General features: G+C 51.8%; 16 protein-coding genes. 9 read left to right on the top strand and 7 right to left on the bottom strand.

Annotated features, from left to right (window positions below):
• Positions 1-538: 538 nt before the first annotated feature.
• Positions 539-1,474 (bottom strand): lysophospholipid acyltransferase family protein, encoded by a 936-nt coding sequence (locus tag FOE74_RS07580; RefSeq protein WP_225840720.1) that lies wholly within the window; start codon positions 1,472-1,474, stop codon positions 539-541.
• A gap of 220 nt (positions 1,475-1,694) precedes the next feature.
• Entirely contained in the window at positions 1,695-2,711 is a 1,017-nt protein-coding gene (locus FOE74_RS07575; RefSeq protein WP_149097981.1) for an LLM class flavin-dependent oxidoreductase, read from the bottom strand.
• 465 nt (positions 2,712-3,176) lie between these two features.
• On the opposite strand from FOE74_RS07575, the gene FOE74_RS07570 reads away from it, so the two are divergent.
• The 6 genes from FOE74_RS07570 (at position 3,177) to FOE74_RS07545 (ending at position 11,595) form a co-directional block, all read left to right on the top strand.
• Positions 3,177-3,794 carry a WbqC family protein gene (locus FOE74_RS07570; RefSeq protein ID WP_149097980.1) on the top strand — a complete coding sequence of 206 codons (618 nt, stop codon included), beginning with the start codon at positions 3,177-3,179 and terminating at the stop codon, positions 3,792-3,794.
• A gap of 96 nt (positions 3,795-3,890) precedes the next feature.
• Positions 3,891-6,497, top strand: a complete 2,607-nt coding sequence (locus tag FOE74_RS07565; protein WP_149097979.1) for an ATP-dependent Clp protease ATP-binding subunit — start codon at positions 3,891-3,893, stop codon at positions 6,495-6,497.
• 146 nt (positions 6,498-6,643) lie between these two features.
• Positions 6,644-8,206, top strand: a complete 1,563-nt coding sequence (locus FOE74_RS07560; protein ID WP_149097978.1) for an acyl-CoA carboxylase subunit beta — start codon at positions 6,644-6,646, stop codon at positions 8,204-8,206.
• A gap of 230 nt (positions 8,207-8,436) precedes the next feature.
• Positions 8,437-9,507 (top strand): M42 family metallopeptidase, encoded by a 1,071-nt coding sequence (locus tag FOE74_RS07555; RefSeq protein ID WP_149097977.1) that lies wholly within the window; start codon positions 8,437-8,439, stop codon positions 9,505-9,507.
• 257 nt (positions 9,508-9,764) lie between these two features.
• Positions 9,765-10,325, top strand: coding sequence for a GNAT family N-acetyltransferase (locus FOE74_RS07550; protein WP_149097976.1), 561 nt, complete (start codon positions 9,765-9,767; stop codon positions 10,323-10,325).
• Between the two features lie 469 nt (positions 10,326-10,794).
• Positions 10,795-11,595, top strand: coding sequence for a helical backbone metal receptor (locus FOE74_RS07545; protein ID WP_308422684.1), 801 nt, complete (start codon positions 10,795-10,797; stop codon positions 11,593-11,595).
• Positions 11,596-11,658: 63 nt separating this feature from the next.
• Here the strand turns inward: FOE74_RS07545 and FOE74_RS07540 are convergent, their stop codons facing one another.
• Entirely contained in the window at positions 11,659-12,216 is a 558-nt protein-coding gene (locus tag FOE74_RS07540; RefSeq protein WP_149097975.1) for a DUF4142 domain-containing protein, read from the bottom strand.
• 955 nt (positions 12,217-13,171) lie between these two features.
• Between FOE74_RS07540 and FOE74_RS07535 the strand changes: the two genes are divergently transcribed.
• Positions 13,172-13,834 (top strand): phosphatase PAP2 family protein, encoded by a 663-nt coding sequence (locus FOE74_RS07535; RefSeq protein ID WP_188686495.1) that lies wholly within the window; start codon positions 13,172-13,174, stop codon positions 13,832-13,834.
• A 291-nt stretch (positions 13,835-14,125) separates the two neighbouring features.
• Here FOE74_RS07535 and FOE74_RS07530 read toward each other — a convergent pair whose 3' ends face one another.
• From FOE74_RS07530 to FOE74_RS07520, 3 genes are all read right to left on the bottom strand, one after another.
• Positions 14,126-15,367, bottom strand: coding sequence for a 3-phosphoshikimate 1-carboxyvinyltransferase (locus FOE74_RS07530; RefSeq protein ID WP_149097973.1), 1,242 nt, complete (start codon positions 15,365-15,367; stop codon positions 14,126-14,128).
• Complete coding sequence (gene aroB, locus FOE74_RS07525; RefSeq protein ID WP_149097972.1) at positions 15,364-16,404, bottom strand: 3-dehydroquinate synthase; 1,041 nt, start codon at positions 16,402-16,404, stop codon at positions 15,364-15,366. Before aroB ends, FOE74_RS07530 begins: the two co-directional genes overlap by 4 nt.
• Before the next feature lie 300 nt (positions 16,405-16,704).
• A complete protein-coding gene (locus FOE74_RS07520; RefSeq protein WP_149097971.1) occupies positions 16,705-17,796 on the bottom strand; it encodes a bifunctional 3-deoxy-7-phosphoheptulonate synthase/chorismate mutase type II in 1,092 nt (363 codons plus the stop codon).
• A 116-nt stretch (positions 17,797-17,912) separates the two neighbouring features.
• On the opposite strand from FOE74_RS07520, the gene FOE74_RS07515 reads away from it, so the two are divergent.
• Positions 17,913-19,091 (top strand): proline dehydrogenase family protein, encoded by a 1,179-nt coding sequence (locus FOE74_RS07515; protein WP_149097970.1) that lies wholly within the window; start codon positions 17,913-17,915, stop codon positions 19,089-19,091.
• A 155-nt stretch (positions 19,092-19,246) separates the two neighbouring features.
• On the opposite strand, the gene FOE74_RS21185 is transcribed toward FOE74_RS07515, so the two are convergent.
• Positions 19,247-19,474, bottom strand: a complete 228-nt coding sequence (locus tag FOE74_RS21185; protein ID WP_188686493.1) for a hypothetical protein — start codon at positions 19,472-19,474, stop codon at positions 19,247-19,249.
• A 140-nt stretch (positions 19,475-19,614) separates the two neighbouring features.
• Between FOE74_RS21185 and FOE74_RS07505 the strand changes: the two genes are divergently transcribed.
• Positions 19,615-20,196, top strand: a complete 582-nt coding sequence (locus FOE74_RS07505; protein WP_149097969.1) for an RNA polymerase sigma factor — start codon at positions 19,615-19,617, stop codon at positions 20,194-20,196.
• The last annotated feature ends 3 nt before the right edge of the window (positions 20,197-20,199 follow it).

Genomic DNA, 20,199 nt, shown 5'->3' with positions numbered 1-20,199 from the left:
ATTAGTACCTATCAATTTAGCAAAATATTAACATTAATTAACAAATGAAGCTAAGTATTTTTTAAGCAGTGATGGGCTACAAAGGCAGGGTTAGGGCCCGATTCCCTATGCCTTTCCTCTAAAGACCCCATAAAAATCATTTAGCTGCATCTCCAGACAAAAAATATTCAACCCGGCACCAGAAAGACCGCAGTGCCTCTTTTTTACTTGAGCAAAGGCATTTTTTATTTGGACAAAGGCAGTATGGAAGGAGACGCAGTAGGCCGCTAGCCGAAGCAGTATTGGCCCTCATTACTTTAGAGAACCTATAGCGGAGAGTACAGGAACAAGAAAAATCCTTTTCAGACTTGGGAATGGCCACCTTCTTCCTTATTGCCAGGAAAAAGATCCATAGAACAAACCAAGCGTTATCCCCAGGAAGGGTGAGGCACCGGTAAACCTCTGTCAAGGAATGGGTAAGGACCAGCTATTCTTCTTAGAACCTGTACCTTGGGTTTTGGACTTGTTTTGCTAAAAGAGGCCTGAAAAAAGGGGTTGCTTAAGCCAACGGGGCAGCCGTGGGACGGCTGTGTTTCCAGCGCTTGTGCGACCACAGGTATTCTGCGGGGTTTTCTTGTACCCAGGCTTCCAGTTTTCGGGAGAACAGCTCCGTCAGCGGATGCCCTTCCTCTGGGGTACCGGGCACGGGAGCAGGTAACAGTTCCTGGAACTCGATTTCATAATAGCCGCGTTTCACGTGCCGCATGCCAATAAAGAAGGCAGGGAATTGAAAGGAGGTCCTCAGTTTCTCTGCCCCCACATAGAAGGCGGTGTCCTGGTGAAGGAAGTTCGTCCAGTATTGGATTTCGCCGTAAGGTGGCACCTGGTCTGACAACAGCGTGAAGATGCGGCTTTCGCTTTTGTGCCGGATCAAGTGCCGCAGCGTGTCTTTCATTTTCACCAGGTTGATCCCAAACCGGCTGCGCATGAACTTCATGAATTCCTCAAAGAAAGGATTGGCCAACGGTTTGTACACCCCGTCAATGGGATAGGGAAAGATAGAATTACCCGCCGCTGACATGTATTCCCAGTTGCCCAAATGCGCCCCCAGGATCAGCACAGAAGCGCCGGTTCCCAATTGGGCTATCACCTTCTCCTCTCCCCGTGAGGCCACCCTTTTCCGCAGTTCCGCCGGGGTCAGCGAAATCAGCTTCAGTGATTCTACCATCAGGTCAGTGAGGTTCAGGAAGAATTGCTTTTCAATCCGGAGGAGTTCTTGCTTGCTTTTTTCTGGGAAAGAGCGCTCCAGATTCTGCCGAACCACTTTTTTGCGGTAGCCTACCACGTAGTACATCACCCAGTACAGAAACGTGGACAACGCATACAACACCGGAAAAGGCAGTAGGGAGATCCCCTTCAACAACCACCAGAGCGGAAGCTGGCCGGGCGTGAGCGTGGGGCAGGAGGAAGGAGCGGTAGAAGGTTTATGGTACATTTCCTAAAAAGCAGGCCGAAAACAGAAAAGGCATTCGCGGCAGCCACAAAGGTAAGAAGCAATTAGACATTTCCCCGGTAAACCGGTCTTGGTGGCAGGCAATGGTTTGCCTACCGGATGCGGGCACAAAAAAAGCCCCGTTTTGCGGGGCAGCTGAGGGGACCGGTTCATCCTTCACCTGCCCCGCAAAACGGGGCTGTCTTACTCAGTAATTTCCCCGTCAATCTTTTGACGGCTGAAAAAACCGGGAGATAATCTCGTAGGAATGCACCCTGCCAGCGTGGTCATAGATGTTGGACCCCACCATGATCTCGTCTACCCCGGTTTCGTCCAGAAAGGCCTGCAGCTCTTCCTGCACGGTCTTGGGACCGCCAATGAAGGAATAGCGCAGCATCTGTTGCACGGCGTAGCGTTCCTGGGCATCCCAAAGGCCGTCCATGCTTTCCACAGGTGGCTGCATGGGCTTGGCCGTGCCGCGCACCACATTCAGGAAAGACTGGTACAGGGAAGTAGACTGATGAATGGCTTCCTCATCTGTGTCGGCGGCGATCACGTTGACGCAGGCCATGGCGTAAGGCTCCTTCAGGTCTCCCACGGGCTGGAAACTTTCCCTATACACTTTCAAGGCCGCCTGCAGCTGCGATGGGGCGAAATGGCTGGCGAAGGCATAAGGCATGCCCAGGATACCCGCCAGCTGCGCGCCAAAAGTACTGGATCCCAGAATCCAGATAGGCACCTGAGAACCTTCGCCGGGAACAGCTCTTACCCGCGCCGTAGGATCCACCGGCCCCAGGTAGTTCTTCACCTCCACCACGTTCTGCGGAAATTCATCCACGGAGCCGCGCAGGTCGCGCCGCAGGGCCATGGCCGTTACCTGGTCGGTACCAGGAGCCCGGCCCAGGCCCAGGTCAATGCGGCCCGGGTAAAGGGTGGCCAGGGTGCCGAATTGCTCAGCTACCACCAGGGGCGCATGGTTGGGGAGCATGATCCCGCCAGAGCCTACCCGTATCCGGGAGGTGGCCCCGGCCACGTGCCCAATCAGCACCACGGTGGCGGAACTGGCAATACCGGCCATGTTGTGGTGCTCGGCCATCCAGTAGCGCTTGAACCCCATTTGGTCTACTCTCTGCGCTAAATCAATGGTATGCTGGAAAGAGGCGGCCGCTGTCTGCCCCTGCAGAATGGGCACCAGATCCAGCACCGAAACAGGTATATCGGAAAGTTTTTTCGTACTCATGGCGTATTTTTATGAAGTCAAACTCTTGGTACAGTTGCTTCCTTACAAGGCAAAAGTACACCTAGAAAGTTCTGACTGGCCTGCTGGCACCCGTTCCCTTTAGGATACCACCCGGTGGTTTCAGGCACCTTTTCAGATAACAACCCGGGAATCAGCAGCCCCGGCTCCGGTAATAGGCTTTTCCGCGGCTACCTTTCCTAAGCCGGCAGCAGCAGCAATACCATAAAGCTGTCTGCTTCTCCCCTCCCGGCTGTTTCTTTGCAGTAAATCCGCTGTCGTCTGGCCTTGCCTGTCCAACGGCGCACAGATAAATGCTACTTTTCAGAGATCAGCCGTTTTTCGCCCTGCGTCTGTCTGGCAATTCAGGCGCCTCCCCAGGCCTTGGTGAGGAGGGTCTGGAAACAAGGGGGTCCGTGCAAGTCTGCAAAAATTGCCTTACTTGCACTTATTCAATTTTTCGTTTGCATGCTTTTCTTAACTGAACTTCACTACAACCCGGGTATCCTGTATTTCCAGAAGGCGTTTGAGGCCCAGGAGATTCTCCTGGAGGCCCACGAACACTACCAAAAACAGAGCTTCCGCAACCGTTGCCATATTCTCACGGCGCAGGGCATCAGGCCGCTGTCTATTCCCGTGGTCAAAGGGAACAGCAAGACCTTGGTGACAGAATTGGAGATTGACTATAGCCAGCGCTGGGTAGACATCCATTGGCGCACCCTGCAGAGCGCCTACGGCAACGCTCCCTTCTTTGAGTACTACGCAGATTACTTAAAGGCCATCTATGACAGCCGGCCGGCCCTTCTCTTCCAGTTGAATATGGATTTGTTCAAAATATTCGGTAAATTCCTGAAGTTGAACAAACCCATACAGCTTACCCAAACGTATGTAACCACATACGAGGCACCGGTGTTAGACTGGCGGGGGGAACTTCATCCCAAGAAGGAGCCTGACAATTTGCGCTTAATGCCCTACCGGCAGGTGTTTGGCAAACAATTTGCATCAAACCTTAGTATACTGGATCTGTTGTTTAACCTTGGCCCAGAGGCATCTACTTATTTACAGAATCGCGCGGCCTTCTGTTGAACATTTGCCCCTTTAAGCTTGTTAATTCATAGCGCAGCCTTGGCAGCACACGGGTGCAGCACACGCACAACAACAAATTACTAGACAAGAACTTACATGGAAGCCAAATTCTCAAATAGAGTGAAAGAGGTGATCTCTCTCAGTCGCGAGGAAGCCATCCGCTTGGGGCATGATTATATAGGCACTGAGCACCTGCTTCTGGGTATGATCCGCGAGGGAGAAGGCACCGCCATTTCTTTACTTAAAAAGTTGGGGGTACCCATGGAGGAGCTCAAGTACGCACTGGAGCAAGCCACCAAGAATACCGCCAGCCCTAATACCAATATTACCGGAAGTATCCCGCTTACCAAACAGACGGAGAAGGTCCTGAAAATAACGTATTTGGAGGCCAAGATCTTCAAATCAGACATCATAGGCACAGAACACCTGTTGTTGTCCATTTTGCGGGATGAGGATAATATTTCATCGCAAACCTTAGCCAAATTCAACGTGAACTACGAAGCAATCCGGGACTCGTTAGACTACCATGCTAACAACCCTCTCGCCTCTTCAGATACCGATGACAACGACGATAACGACAAACTCTTTGGCTCTTCCTCTAAAGGAGGTGCTGGCGCTGCCGCCAAGAAGGGTGCTGAGAAATCCCGCACACCCGTGCTGGACAACTTTGGCCGTGATCTGACCAAATTGGCCGAAGAAGGCAAACTGGACCCTATTGTGGGCCGGGAAAAAGAAATTGAGCGCGTGGCCCAGGTATTGAGCCGCCGTAAGAAAAACAACCCTATCCTCATTGGGGAGCCTGGGGTAGGTAAAACCGCTATTGCGGAAGGCCTGGCCCTGCGCATCATCCAGAAGAAGGTTTCTCGGGTGCTGTTCGGAAAACGCGTGGTTACCTTAGACCTGGCCTCTTTGGTGGCGGGTACTAAATACCGCGGTCAGTTTGAAGAGCGCATGAAAGCCGTGATGAACGAACTGGAGAAATCCCCAGACGTGATTCTCTTCATTGATGAGCTGCACACCATTGTGGGTGCTGGTGGCGCCTCCGGTTCGCTGGATGCCTCCAACATGTTCAAACCTGCCCTGGCCCGCGGCGAGATCCAATGCATTGGCGCTACCACGCTAGATGAGTACCGTCAGTACATTGAGAAAGATGGTGCCCTGGCCCGTCGTTTCCAGATTGTGATGGTAGATCCTACCACACCGGAGGAGACTATTGAGATTCTGCACAACATCAAAGATAAGTACCAGGATCACCACCACGTAAACTACACAGACAAAGCCATTGAGGCGTGTGTGAAGTTGAGCGACCGCTACATGAGCGACCGTTTCCTGCCAGACAAAGCCATTGACATTCTGGACGAGGCTGGTGCCCGCGTACACATCAACAACATCATAGTGCCGGAAGATATCCTCAAACTGGAGCAACAGATTGAGAATATCAAAGACGAGAAAAACCGCGTGGTGAAAAGCCAGAAGTACGAAGAGGCGGCTCAACTGCGCGACAAAGAGAAAAAACTTCTTGACCAACTGGAGACCGCTAAGAAAAGCTGGGAAGAGGAAACCAAGAAGAAGCGTTACGCTGTGAAAGAAGAAAACGTGGCCGAGGTAATCGCCATGATGACGGGTATTCCGGTGAAACGTATTGCGCAGAAAGAAAGCCTCAAGCTTTTGAACATGGGCGAAGAGCTGAAAGGCAAAGTGATTGGCCAGGAGAAAGCGATTACGCAGTTGGTGAAAGCCATCCAGCGGACCCGTGTAGGCTTGAAAGATCCTAAGCGCCCCATCGGTTCGTTTGTATTCCTGGGCCCTACCGGGGTTGGGAAAACAGAATTGGCTAAAGTACTGGCTACCTATCTGTTTGACAAGGAAGACGCGCTGGTGCGTATTGACATGAGTGAGTACATGGAGAAATTCAGCGTATCTCGCTTGGTAGGAGCGCCTCCAGGCTACGTGGGTTACGAAGAAGGTGGTCAGCTGACGGAGAAAATCCGCCGCAAGCCTTATTCAGTCGTGTTGCTGGATGAGATTGAGAAAGCGCACCCAGACGTGTACAACCTGCTCTTGCAAGTACTGGATGACGGTGTATTGACAGACGGTCTTGGCCGTAAGGTAGACTTCCGGAACACCATCATCATCATGACCTCCAACATTGGGGCCCGTGATTTGCAGGACTTCGGGGCTGGGGTTGGTTTTGCTACCAAAACCCGTCAGGAGAACATGGATGACATCATGAAAGGCACCATTGCTTCTGCCTTGAAGAAAACCTTCTCGCCTGAGTTCCTGAACCGTCTGGATGATGTGATCGTGTTCAACTCGCTGCAGAAAGAAGATATCCATAAAATCATTGATATCTCCCTTGCCAAGCTGTTGAACCGCGTGAAAACCCTGGGCTACACCATTGAGATCACTGACAAAGCCAAAGATTTTGTGGCCGAGAAAGGATATGACTCTAAATACGGTGCCCGTCCGTTGAACCGCGCCATCACCAAGTACATGGAAGACCCAATTGCAGAGGAGATCCTGAAAGCCGAGTTAGCCCAGGGGGACACCATTGTGATTGACTACGAGGAAGGAAAAGAGGAGCTGACGTTTGCAAACCGCAAGGGCGAAAACGTTACTCCAGATACTTCTGATGATCTTCCAGAGGCTTCTTCTTCAGAAGAGGAAGAAACCACGCCTTCAGACGGCAAGAAAAAAGACTAAATACCACCTGATTTTTGGAAAGGCTGACAGACAAACTGTCAGCCTTTTTTTGTTTTTACCGGGTTTTAATAAAAACATAACAAAAATTTCGCACTGCCCTATTCTTTCCTAAATTTGATCTCTTGTACAAACATCAAACTGCTTCAATGTCAGACCAAAATAACCTGAATAGCAAATTTGAGATTCTAGACCGCAAAAATGCCGAGGCCCTCTTAGGTGGAGGCCAAGCCCGCATTGATGCCCAACATAAAAAAGGCAAACTCACCGCCCGTGAACGCATTGACTTACTCTTAGATGAAGGGTCTTTTGAGGAGATAGGCAAGTTTGTGATGCACCGCTCCAAAGATTTCGGGCTGGACAAAGAATACTACTTAGGCGATGGCGTGGTCACCGGCTACGGTACCGTGAACGGCCGCCTGGTTTACGTCTTCTCCCAGGACTTTACCGTGTTTGGGGGTTCCCTCTCAGAAACCCACGCCGAAAAGATTGTAAAGATCATGGATTTGGCCATGAAAAACGGTGCGCCGGTCATTGGGCTCAACGACTCGGGCGGGGCCCGTATTCAGGAAGGCGTGGTCTCTCTGGGCGGCTACGCCGATATCTTCTATAAAAACACCCTGGCCTCTGGCGTGGTGCCGCAGCTTTCGGGCATTATGGGGCCCTGCGCCGGGGGTGCCGTTTACTCTCCCGCCATCACCGACTTTATTTTGATGGTGGAAGACACCTCGTACATGTTTGTGACGGGCCCTAACGTGGTGAAAACGGTGACGCATGAAACCGTGACTTCTGAGGAACTGGGCGGTGCCAGCACCCACAGCACCAAAAGCGGGGTCACGCATTTCTCCTGCGCCAATGAGGTGGTCTGCATCCAGAACATCAAGCAACTGCTGAGCTACATGCCCCAGAACTGCGAGGAGCTTCCTCCTTCCCTGCCGTATGAGCCCCAGGCAGATGAAACCCGTGAGGTCCTGAACAGCCTTGTGCCGGAGAATCCCAACCAGCCCTATGACATGCGCGAAGTCATTGAAGGCATCATAGATAGTGGATCATTCTTAGAAGTACACAGGAATTTCGGGGAGAACATTGTGGTGGGGTTTGCCAGATTGGCAGGCCGCAGCATTGGCATTGTGGGCAACCAGCCCGCCGTCTTAGCCGGGGTTCTGGACATTAACGCCTCTACCAAGGCCGCCCGTTTTGTGCGGTTCTGTGACTCTTTCAACATTCCGCTGCTGGTACTGGAAGACGTACCCGGTTTCCTGCCTGGCACTGACCAGGAATGGCGCGGCATCATCACCAACGGGGCTAAATTGCTCTACGCGTTCTGTGAGGCCACCGTGCCGCGCGTGACCGTGATTACCCGCAAAGCCTACGGCGGTGCCTATGACGTGATGAACTCCAAGCACATTGGCGCCGACCTCAACTACGCCTGGCCTACCGCTGAGATTGCGGTGATGGGAGCCAAAGGAGCCGCGGAGATCATCTTCAAACGGGAGATTGCCGCCGCCGAGGACCCAGAGGCCAAACTAGCCGAGAAGGTGGAAGAATACCAGTCTAAGTTCGCTACGCCTTACCGGGCTGCCCACCGTGGTTTTGTAGACGAGGTCATCTACCCGTCAGAAACGCGGGCTAAATTGATCAGAGCCTTCAAGATGCTGGAAAACAAAGTAGACCAACTACCCAAGAAAAAACACGGCAACATTCCGCTCTAATAAAAGGATGCTGGACGCTAGATATCAGACGTTAGACCTGGAAACCCAAAAGAAAGAACCTTTTCATCCAAAATCTAGCGTCTACTAACTAGGATCTTATTTCATATTGTATCAAACATTCAATTAACTATTGCGCCCTTGGTTGGTCATGACAAAGCACCCCAGCCAGTTACTACTTCAACAGACAAACAACTACCGGAGAGTGCTTTGCTCCGCCTAAACAGAAAGCTATGAGAGAAGAAAGCTTTGAATTCCTGCAAACCTACCTCAACAACGCCGCCCCCACCGGCTTTGAGTCTTCGGGCCAGAAGCTGTGGCTGGACTACGTAAAGCCCTATGTAGACGAGTATTTCGTGGACACCTACGGTTCTGTGGTTGGCGTGATCAACCCAGAGGCAGAGTACAAAGTGGTCATTGAGGCCCACGCGGATGAGATTGCCTGGTTTGTGAACTACATTACGCCTGAAGGCTTCATCTACGTGCGTCGCAACGGTGGTTCTGATGCGGTGATCGCCCCTTCCAAACGGGTGAACATCCATACCAGAAAAGGCATGGTGAAAGCCGTGTTCGGGTACCCGGCCATTCATGTGCGCAAGCCAGACCAGGACAAAGCCCCTACCGTGGAAACCATTTTCCTGGACTGCGGGGCGGCCAACAAGCAGGAAGTAGAAGACATGGGCATTCATGTAGGCTGCGTGGTCACCTTTGACGACGAGTTCTGGGTCATGAACGAGAAATTCTACGTTGGCCGCGCGCTGGATAACAGAATCGGGGGATTCATGATCGCGGAAGTAGCCCGCATGTTGAAAGAGAACGGAACGAAGCTTCCCTTTGGATTATACATCGTAAACGCCGTGCAGGAAGAAATTGGCTTGCGGGGCGCCGAGATGATTGCGCATCGCATCAAGCCAGACCTGGCCATCATCACCGATGTGACCCATGACACGCAGTCGCCTATGTACGAGAAAAAGACGAACGGCGACCTGCACTGTGGCAAAGGCCCGGTTTTCACCTACGGCCCGGCAGTACAGAACAACGTCTTGGACATGCTCATTGAGGTAGCCCGCAAAAACGAGATCCCGTTCCAGCGCGCCGCCGCCACCCGCGCCACCGGCACCGACACAGATGCCTTTGCCTACTCTTCTGAGGGCGTGGCTTCGGCCCTGATCTCCCTCCCGCTCAAATACATGCACACCACCGTGGAAACCGTGCACAAAGATGACGTGGAGAACATCATCAAGCTCTACTACCAGTTCCTGATCCAATTACAGACCGGCCATGACTTCCGGTATCTGAAATAAGCTATTTCAGGGCTGTTTTGCAGAAAATAGGCGCTGAACGCAGGTACTACAGGCCTGTGAGGTTTTAGAAACCTCACAGGCCTTTGTGTTTACGCTCTGTTCTTCTGAAAAGAGGCGCAAAACGGAGGTGCTATGTAAGAGCAAGTATACAAGACTTGGCCAGTCCTGGCTTTCTAGGGTTATTCTTACCAGAAGCCTCCCTGGAAATTACATTTATGGCTATCTTCACTTCCAGAATCTAGTTTGTTTGTTGATCCATGGAAATTTCTACCGTCCGCCTGCGCTTACGTGAATTCAAGGAAGATGACTGGCACTTCACCAACCTCTATGAAGCCACCGAGGAGGTGATGCGGTACCAGACCAGTGACATCCGGTCAGGAAAGGAAAGCCGGGAATACATTCTACAATGCCTGGCCGAGGCGAAAGAAGAACCACGCACCCTGTTCGACCTGGCCATTGTTCTGAAGACAACCGACATGCTCATTGGCCGTGTAGGCATGAAAGTGGACTATGACGCTGAGGAAGCAGTTCTGTGGTACATCCTGAACCAGACCTACTGGAACAAAGGGTACACCACAGAGGCCGCTGCTGCCATGCTTCGGTTTGGGTTTGACGAGCTGCACCTGCACCGCATTTGGGCCGACTGTGACCCGCGCAACACAGGGTCTTACCGGGTAATGGAAAAGCTAGGCATGCGCCGTGAGGCCCATTTCAAGGAAAACATCTTCATCAAAGGCCAGTGGTGCGACTCTTACGTCTATGCCCTTTTAGAGCATGAATGGAAGCAGGCCAGCGAACCATCAGCAGACAAAGCCTGAAGTAAATCGCGCTTCAGGCCTACTTGATTAAAAATAGCCCCGGAACGTGAGCGTCCCTGATCTCAAAGGTGCGTTTGGAACATGAGGTAAACATGGGGAGAGTGCTCTCTTTCCAATTATGAAGAGGCAAGGCAGATGCGCCTAAGTGAAACATGAAGCCTTAAGGAATCACTAATAGATCATTCGACTTTTCCATTCAGCCACCGCCTGTCTAGGTTGCCTACAAGATCCTTCCAGGATGACAAAGAGGGAGATGAAGGACAAAGTAAGGATTGATTACAAAGAGTGAAAGATGACAAAGAGAAGGAGGAAAAAGAGTGAGATAGATGGCCACAAGAGAAAGAGCTAGGCGTCTAAGGGAAACCTAATTCCTAATTCCTAATTCCTAATTCCTAATTCCTAATTCCTAATTCCTAATTCCTAATTCCTAATTCCTAATTCCTAATTCCTAATTCCTAATTCCTAAAAAGTGCATGTTATTGACCAAATGAACCGGCAGGTCTATTTGCCGAACCTTCCCCAGCGCATTGTCTCCCTGGTGCCTTCCCAGACGGAACTCCTGTTCTACTTAGGCCTGGGCGACCGGGTGGTTGGGGTGACGAAGTTCTGCGTGCACCCAGAGAGCGATGTAAAACCGAAAAAGAAGGTGGGCGGCACTAAGAACTTCCACTTTGAGGCCATAGAGGCTCTTGCCCCTGACCTGATCATCGGCAACAAAGAAGAGAATTACCAGGAGGGAATTGAACACCTGGCAGAGAGATACCCCGTCTGGATGAGCGACATCTATACTCTGGAGGACTCCTTTCAGATGATGGCGGAGGTGGGCCGGATCACGGGCACTGAGCCAAAGGCGCAAGCGTTGGTACGGGAGTTACAGGAACAATTCACCTCGCTGCAACCGGCAATTACCCAATTAAAGACGGCCTACTTTATCTGGCGGAACCCCTACATGGGCGTGGGCGGCCAGAATTTCATAGATCACCTGCTCACCCGGTGCGGCTTTGTGAATGTGTTGGGCCACCTGCCGCGCTACCCTGAGGTCACGGCCGCGCAACTGGCAGAAGCCAAGCCAGACCTGATCCTGCTATCGTCAGAGCCTTACCCGTTCCAGGAAAAGCACCTGGCTGAGTTCCAGGCAATCTGTCCGGGGGCTTTGGTGAAAATGGTGGACGGGGAAATGTTCAGTTGGTACGGCAGCCGGTTGTTGAAAGCAGCTGACTACCTGCAGGGGCTGGTGCAGGACATTGGGGAAGAGCTGGGAAGCAGGTAAAAGAAAAGCCCTTCCGCTTGGTAAGCGGAAGGGCTTTTACATTCAACATAACGTTATTGATGATTATGGTCTACCTTGCTCAGAGGGCTTCGCCAATTCTGACTGCAACGCTACCGCTTCAGATAAATGCTCTTTTAAAACCGGTAAAATCTGGTCAATAAAGGCCTGCACATCTTTGTCAACCACCTCTTTGTCGGCTTTCTCATAGACGGCAACGGCTTCTTCATAGGCCTTTACCTCTACCTCAGCAAAGGTTTTGTCAAAATCAGCGCCTTTCTTCACTTCCAGGCTGTCCACAATGGCTTTCTTTTCAGAACCCATGCCGGCCGGAAGTTTAACAGACTTTTTCTTGGCTATTTCCTCCAACACAGGGTTGGTTCTGGAATGCACATGGTAGATTTTCTCGCCTAACGCCCCTACATTCCCAGACTTGCTCTGGTCATTGGCCATCATTCCCGCCATCAGCTGGAAATTATCATTAGTGGCCGCCTGCTGCAGGAACTTCTCTACTTTCACCTGGTCTGCCGCATAAGCTTCTTTGTCTACTGAATTACAGGACACCATACCTAAGCCGCCAAGCACAAAAGAAGAAGCGATTGCTAATATATTGTACTTTTTCATAGTCGTATTTTTTAGTAACTGCTAGTAGTAAGAGTAATTATAACGGTAAAACTCAAGTTTTGTTGAAATGGTTCTCATGTTTTAACATTCTTGCATAACAATCAAAGCCTTACAAATAAAAGAATCCTATTCTCAACTTTAAATAACTCGTTTTTCTGACCTATCCCAGCTAGACCGATTTATGATTTTCCCTACAATCACCCTCCTCACCAAATAAGATAAAAGAAGGTACCCAGAGCGAAAGGGGCAAAATAGCTTCCGGAGCAAATACCTTGCCCTGCCCTGGTTCTGGGATTATTGGCGCTAGGTGAAAACTTGATTCCTACTCTAGAAGAAACCAAGCCTTAGAGAAAACAGGTTATGCAGAGACAAAAGAAAGGCAGAACAGCCAGCCAGAAGTTGCCCGCAGCACCTATATCTTTTTAACGCACCATACTTGAAGGAAATCAAGGAGCTCAAAGGAAGTTATGGGAGTTCTTTTTAGGCAAGTACCTCTACAACCACTCTATACCTTTTTTCGCAGGGTATAGGTTCTCAGAGGAAGAGCCAAGGAAAGGCTGTGCAGGCGAAGGAGACCATTCAGTTCTCTTAAGATAAACCATTTGGTAAAACCATCGTTTCTGCTGTTGTATTCTACTTATAAAAGAAGGCCTTCTGGCAAATCATACCTGCCGCCATGCCCCCGCACCCTCTTTTTCTCCATCCTTGAAGATCATGCATGTGTCCAGTTAAAAGTACATCCACCCAGCTTTCCCTGAAGTTCCTTCTAGTGACGGCTCTATTTTTTATACATCAAATTTCCTGGGCCCAGCCCGAAGTCCTTTCAACTGATTCTACCCGGACTGCTCCTACCGGTGAAATCGCTTCGTTTAAACCCCAACCCCCTCTTCCTGACTCCCTGGCCTTTTCTAGCCCCCGGTGGAAACCCTCTCCCGTGGCCAAGGCCGCAGGAATTTTGGTCCTTGGTTCTGGCGTGTTAGCAGCTACGTATATATGGGTAGATGAGCCGCTGCAAAAATTTTCCCAGCGGTATCAGAATAAAGTAAGTGACGGCATCTCAGGCACCATGGACCCCATGGGGCGCCAGAAGTATTGGGGACCTATTTCCGGGGGGATGATGGTGACGGGCTTTATCATGAAGAACCCTGACCTTCAGAAATTAGGCGCCGTGTCTTTGGGAAGCCTGTTTTTGAGTGGTGGGTTTACTACGTATCTAAAGAACGCTACCCACCGGCACCGGCCAGACAGATCCCACTTGAACAATAAATTTGACGGCTCTGATCCCACCTCTATCCATAGATCCTTTCCTTCTGCCCATACCACCGTAGCTTTTGTCATGTCCACCTCAATATCAGAAGTCTACGGCCATAAAAATAGGTTCGTGTCTCCGGCAGCCCATACCGTAGCTACCCTGGTGGGCTTGTCAAGGATCAATGACAACGCCCATTGGGCCACTGATGTCATGGCCGGTGCCGCCTTAGGGTATTTGTCGGTTAAAGGGACCGCTACTGTCTATGATTTTTTAGGCCGCAAACTGGGCGAGGGAAAGCAGCGGTTTCTGATTATGCCATCGGGTACTTTGAGCAGGGGAACGGTCAACAGCTCCCTTATTTTCTAAGGAGCTTTAACTCTCCAGCATATGTTTTCCACCCCCCAATGGCCACCCAAAAAGCCTAAATCTTCCTGACGGAAAATCCAATCCAGGTCTTTAGTTTAAGAACCTTAACCCCATTAAAACCTCTCGGGCCAGAGAAGCACCAAATTGGCGTTTCCCTGGCCCGAAAAGTTTGGTTTTCTGGCTCCTTTCCAACAAAGAACTGAAAACCGGCGAGACGAACAGAAGGCTACATCCATTCAAACCGATCTCGTATATATCAGGAAATAATTTTTTGCTGCCCGAAGAATTGATTTAACCCATTTTCTCTATTTCAAAACCAGCCTTCTCCAGTTCTTCCCAATACCGCGGGTAAGACTTGCGCACCACCTTGGGTTCTTCCACCACCAGCGGCTGCTTCAGGGCCAGCGGCGCGAAGGCCATGGCCATGCGGTGGTCTTCATAGGTATGCACGGTAGCCAGGTTTTCAGGCTGTTTTCTCAGAAATACCTTGAAAACGTCTGGCGCGATCTCGCGGAGCTCTGCCCCAAATTTGACCAGCTCAAACTGCAAGGCGGCAATACGGTCGGTTTCTTTGATGCGAAGGCTCTCCAAGCCGGTCATTTCCACCTCTACCTCCAAACCGGCGGCCAAAGCGGCTACCGTTTGGGCCAGGTCTGGGCAGGCATAGAAATTGATCCGCTCCAGAGGCTCTTGAACCGGCTGCTTCGTGAGCCGAACACCCTCTGGTGTAAACTCTGTCTCCACGCCAAACGGGGCCATAAGCGTGGGCAGCACACTATCGCCCTGCAACGAATCATGCCGCAAAGCAGGCAAAAACAGGTCGGCCTCTTTGGCCAGGGCCGTGATGCTGAACCAGTAACTGGCCGCCGACCAGTCAGACTCTACCGTGTATTCCCTGGCTTGGTATTCTTGTTTGTCCACCGTGATTTTCTGACCTTCAAACGTAGCCTCCACTCCAAAATAGGCCATCTGGGCCAAGGTCATCCGGATGTACGGCTCAGAGCTGATCTTGCCTTCCAAGGTGAGTTCCAGTCCCTGCGGCAACAAAGGCCCTATCATGAGTAGGGCAGAGATATACTGGCTGCTGATGTCTGAACGCACGGTCAATTGGTTGGAGCCGCTGGGCGTAAAGCCCTTCATCCGCAACGGCGGGAAGCCCTCCTGCCCCAGGTAATCTATCTGCGCCCCTAACTGCCGAAGCGCGTCTACCAGCACCCCAATGGGCCGCTGGCACATGCGGGCGGTGCCGGTTAAGGTAAGTTCCTGGCCGGTGGCGGCGTAATAGGCAGTCAGGAAACGCATGACAGTCCCGGCATCCTCGGCACTCACTTCTTCCCCCACGGGGGCAGAAAGCAGGCGGTTGAGCAGTTGGGTGTCATTGGCGTCTGAAAGGTTATGGATAGGGAAATCTTTCCCGGATAATGCCCTGATGATGAGCGCCCGGTTGGCTTCGCTTTTAGAGGCAGGCAAGGTTACGCGTCCGCGCAACACGCCCGTGGGGTGCGATACGCGCACGGCAGCAGCTAAGATCATAGTAATTGGTAATAACGCAAGGCACTCTGTACCTCGGGTAAAGTGATAGGTTGGTCATACACGGCTTCGCCGATTTTCTGCAGCAGGGTGCAGTTGATGGTGGCGCCGTCGTTCTTTTTGTCGTGCAGGCACAGATGGCTGATGGCCTGGACATCGGCCTCCGGAACGGGCACCTTTTCATAAATAGACAGCATAAACGTTTCTATCTGGTCCAATTCCGCCTGCGGCAGCAAGCCTTTCTGCACCGAAAGCCAGGCCTCGCAGAGCATGCCCACGGCAATGGCCTCGCCGTGCAGCAAGGTTTGCCCCGGTTTCTCCAGGTAGAAGCTTTCCACGGCGTGCCCGATGGTGTGCCCAAAGTTGAGGATCTTGCGCAGCCCGTTTTCCAGTGGGTCAGCAGTGACCACGCGGGATTTAATGGCAATGGAATGCCGGATCAGGTCGGTCCAATCCTCGGTGAACAGGCCAATGTAGCGTTGCTCGAAGAATTTCTCAGCATCCATGATAAGCCAGTGCTTGATGATCTCGGCGTAGCCGGATTTCATCTGGCGCATGTCCAGGGTCTGCAGAAAGGCAGGGTTCACCAACACAGCCAATGGTTCCTGGAACACCCCTATGTGGTTTTTAAAGCCCATGAAGTCGATGCCGGTCTTACCGCCCACGCTGGCGTCTACCTGAGATAACAAGGTGGTAGGCACATTCACGAACCGGATGCCCCGTTTGTACAGGCTGGCGCAGAAACCGCCTAAATCGGTGAGCACGCCGCCACCCAGGTTCACCAGCAGGCTCCAGCGGTCCAGCCCTTGCTCGGTGAGTTCGCGCCACACGTGTTCGCAGGTAGCCAGGTTCTTGTTCTCCTCCCCGCTTTTGATCTGCACCACGTGGTGGTCTGGGGGCAGATACGGTTTAAGCAGGGCATAGCAGTGCCGGTGCGTGTTCTCGTCTACCAGCACCACCGTTTTCTTGAAAGCCCTGTTCTGCAGCAGTTGCTGCCACTGCCCCAAGGCTTCCTGGCCTATGAATATTTCTTCGGTCAAGGTACGTTCAGTTTAAAGGTGTCTTGCGGCTCTATTGTTGAAAACAGCCCCAAAACAAGATGATGCTCTAAAGAAGGGAATGTCTGGGGCAGTTCAAAATTAATTCAGTAGAAATATTGAACGCGGCCTTACATTCTTCAAAAGAACACCGCAAGATACTGCCGGGTTGGCAAAAGCGCAGCACTAGTTGTTTAAGCTTTTACCCCAGAACCCGTTTTCAGGCAGATTCCTGAAAAAGACCCCTGATATGGTTTCGCCACTCACTCACTCACTCACTCACTCACTCACTCACTCACTCACTCACTCACTCACAGATCCTCCTATGATCTCCGTCTGAATCCGGATAGATTCCAGGTGGATCAGCTCATACAGCTCAGCGGCAAACTCTGGGTTCACCTGCACCTCGCGGGCCCATGCTTTGCGGGTCTCAAAGATCACTTTCCAGCGGTCTGGTTGCAGGATGGCGATGTTGTTCTCTTTCTTGTCCTGGCCAATCTTCTGGATGAGCCGCATGCGCCGGGCCAGGGCTTCCAGGATTTCCCGATCGGCGAGGTCAATCTTCTGGCGAAGTTCTTCGGTTCGGGTCAGGAAAGCCGCATCTGGAACACTACGCACCTGGAGGTGCGCCAGAATCTCCCCCAAGGCCGCAGGCGTAATTTGTTGGGCTGCATCTGAGAGGGCTTCGGCTGGGTTTGGATGGGTTTCTATCATAACGCCCTCAAAATCTAGGTCCAGCCCTTTCTGGGAGAGGGGCAGCACCAGGTCTGGTTTTCCGCCAATGTGGCTGGGATCTACCAGAACAGGCAATGAAGGGTAAAGCCCCCTTAACTGAATGGGGATCTGCCACAACGGCAGGTTGCGGTAGACGGCCGGCTCATAGGTAGAGAAACCACGGTGAATGGCTGCCACGTCTTGTACCCCTACCGCCCACAGCCGTTCAATAGCCCCGGCCCAGAGTTGGAGGTCTGGGTTGACCGGGTTCTTGACCATGACCGGAACCTGGGTACCGCGCAGGGCTTCGGCCAGTTCCTGCACGTCAAAGGGGTTCACGGTGGTGCGGGCGCCAATCCAGAGCACATCTATGTTGTGTTTCAGGGCTATTTCCACGTGGTGGGGCCGGGCTACTTCTGTGGCGACGGGCAACCCATACTGCTGCCGTACTTCCTGCAACCATTTCATACCCTCAGTGCCAACGCCCTCAAAGGAACCCGGTTTGGAACGGGGCTTCCAGACGCCGGCCCTGAAGATGTCCACCTGCATTTCCTTTAACTGGCGCGCGGTTTCCAGCACCTGTTCCCTGGTTTCAGCGCTGCAAGGCCCGGCAATGACTAGGGGTTTGCGGCGCAGTTTGCTTAGCTGGTGAAAGTAGTTGTGTTCTTTTTTCAGTTCCATGGCAGGTGTCTGGTAAAGGCCCAGCGTTTAAGAAATGATTTCAGCAAATCGCCTCATAAACAACTAACAACCGTTTTTACGTTATCTTTGCGCAGCTTAAATGTAGCACATAATCTATGACTCCTGCACCCAAAGTTTCATTTGAAGATACCGCCATCGCCTTCGCTGACAAATCAGACGCGGAACTCTATAAAACCTATCTCCTCTTTGCGGCCATGAACAACAACTCCATGGTGAAAATGGGGGGAGGCCTGATGAAAAAAGCCCTGAACTGGAACCTGCCGGTCAAGTTCCTGATCAAGAAAAGCATCTTTGAGCAATTCTGCGGCGGCGAGACCATCCAGGAATGCCGGCCCACCATAGACCGCCTGGGCCGCTCTGGCATTGGCACCATCCTGGATTACTCGGTGGAGGGTGAGAGCAATGAGGCCAGCTTTGACCATACGGTGCAGGAAATCATCGCTACCATTGAGATGGCGGCAACCTCCAGCCATATCCCCTTCAGCGTGTTCAAGGTGACCGGGGTGGCAGACCCGGCTCTGTTGGCCAAAGCCCAGACCACGCAGGAACTTACCCAAGCCGAGAAAGCGGCCTTTTCCCGGGCGCGGGCGCGGGTAAAAGCCATTTGCCAGCGGGCCTTTGAGAGGGGCGTGCGTGTGTTCATTGACGCGGAGGAAAGCTGGATGCAGGAAACCATTGACCAACTCACCATTGAAATGATGGAGCTTTACAACCAGGAGCGGCCCATTGTCTACAACACCTACCAGCTGTACCGCCATGACCGCCTGGACGTGATCAAACGTGATTACGAGCGGGCCCTACAGAACGGGTATTATCTGGGTGGCAAGTTGGTGCGCGGTGCTTACATGGAGAAAGAAGGCCGCGTAGCCCAGCGAAAGGGACTTAACAACCCCATCAACCCTACCAAACAAGCCACTGATGCGTTATATGACGAATCTTTGAGGTTCTGCCTGGAGCACATTGACCGCATTGCCATCTGCGCCGGCACGCACAACGAGCAAAGCTGTTATTACCTCATGGACCTCATGGCGCAGTTCAACGTGGCCCCCAACGACGAACGCATCTATTTTGCGCAGCTTCTGGGCATGAGCGACAACCTATCTTACAACCTGGCGCATGCCGGCTACAACGTGGCCAAGTACGTGCCGTACGGCCCGGTAGAAGCCGTGATGCCCTATCTGCTGCGCCGCGCAGATGAGAACACCGCCATTGCCGGCCAGAGCAGCCGTGAATTCTCTTTGGTGAAGAAAGAACTCGCCCGCCGCAAACGCTAACAACTGAAAGCCCCGCCTCTTTCGGGCCTGTTTTTATGAAACAGGCCCGAAAGAGGCGGGGCTTTTTACGTTAAAAAGAAAAGCGTCTCCAACGCAAACCGTTAGAGACGCTTTATCTTGTCCTAATTAAAAGGTGTGCAAAGGCACACCATTAATTACTGAGCAGTAGTAGCTCCAGTAGTAGTGGTAGTGGTAGTAGTGTCAGTACCAGTAGTAGTGGTAGCAGTTGTGTCAGCATCAGTTGCAGCAGCATCAGTTGCAGTTGCATCAGTACCTTCAGTTGTAGTCTCAGTAGTTGTTTCAGTAGTTTCAGCAGTTTTAGACTCGCAAGAAGCGAAAACGAACATACCAGCAACTAGGGCAAGAGATAATACCTTTTTCATGGTGATTTTTTTTAAAGGGTTTTAGCGTTAATTTCAACCTTTATACCACTACCCCCCCAGAGGTAACCCACTCTTTTCAGAAATTTTTTATTTTTTTTCTTTGGGTTACTAATTGACTGAAACTGTATTAATTGACAAGCATGATTCATAAGGCGCTGGTGACCGATGCGGCCATTATAGAAGGGATTCTCCAGGACGATGACACGGCTCTGAGCAGGCTATACAAACTCCACTTCCCTATGGTGTTGTTCTTTGTACAGAGCAACAGCGGGACGGAGGATGATGCCAAGGATATTTTTCAGGAGGCCGTCATTGTCTTTTATGAGAAGATCAAGGCCGGGCAGCTGGAACTCAACTGCCAGGTCAAGACCTTCCTGTACTCTATCTGCCGGCGCCTGTGGCTCAAGCGGCTCTCGCGCAGCAGCCGGTTCAGCCACGGCATGGTGGAAGACACAGAGTCTGAGCTGGCCCCGCAGGTAGAGGAAGAAGTGGAGCAGGCCGAGCAGAACGAGCTCAAGTTTGAGGCCATGGCCAACGCCCTGTCTCAGTTGGGAGAGCCCTGCAAAACCCTGCTGGAGGATTTCTACATCCGCAGCATGGGCATGGCCGAGATCACCGACAAGTTTGGCTACAACAATGTTGATTCTGCCAAAAACCAGAAGTACAAGTGCCTCATGCGCCTGAAGAAACTGTTCTTCTTAGACTATCAGGTTCCATCCTGAAGC

The sequence above is a fragment of the Rufibacter glacialis genome (genome assembly GCF_008271745.1).
Classification (GTDB): Bacteria; Bacteroidota; Bacteroidia; order Cytophagales; family Hymenobacteraceae; genus Nibribacter; species Nibribacter glacialis.
This window is presented reverse-complemented; position numbering and strand designations above follow the sequence as displayed.